The organism is Vibrio sp. Isolate32 (assembly GCF_022397955.1).
Classification (GTDB): domain Bacteria; phylum Pseudomonadota; class Gammaproteobacteria; order Enterobacterales; family Vibrionaceae; genus Vibrio.
Map to the genome: position 1 here is coordinate 1 of NZ_JAKEUQ010000090.1, position 537 is coordinate 537.

Here is a 537-nt window from a genome sequence, read left to right on the forward strand (position 1 = left end):
ACTACTTCAAGCTTACTGTTCGTAAAAGTGCAATGCAGCGCTTAGATGAATGGATACGGCGTAGATTAAGGTGCTACCGACTAAAGCAGCGCAAACGCAGACACAGCATAGCGATATGGTTACAGCGACAAGGTGTAACGGAGCGTAATGCGTGGAAGCTAGCGATGTCAGATAAGGGTTGGTGGCATCTATCTTCAACGCCACAGGTTAATCACGCCATGCCAATAAAATGGTTCGAGGGGGTGGGCTTCACTCATTAAGAATTGGTCAGGAGTCATGAAAAGTTTGTTCGGAACCGCCGTATGCGACCCACGCTTGTACGGTGGTGTGAGAGGACGGAGGCTGCGAGGCCTCCTCCTACTCGATTCTGAAGTAAAGACCAGTAACGTTTCACTTCGAGATAAGAGTACGCTGCGCTCCGAGATACGAAGAGCGAGTACATAAAAATAAAAAAGGGCTGACCCATTAGGTCAACCCTTCACAATTCTTCTCGAATCTACTTATAGATACACAACATGTTCAAGTAGCTGTCAGTTA

The 537-nt window shown here is 47.1% G+C and carries 1 pseudogene; it reads left to right on the forward strand.

Annotated features, from left to right (window positions below):
* Window positions 1-280, forward strand: a pseudogene (locus L1D11_RS22575) (group II intron maturase-specific domain-containing protein); the annotation flags it as partial.
* Window positions 281-537: the final 257 nt, after the last annotated feature.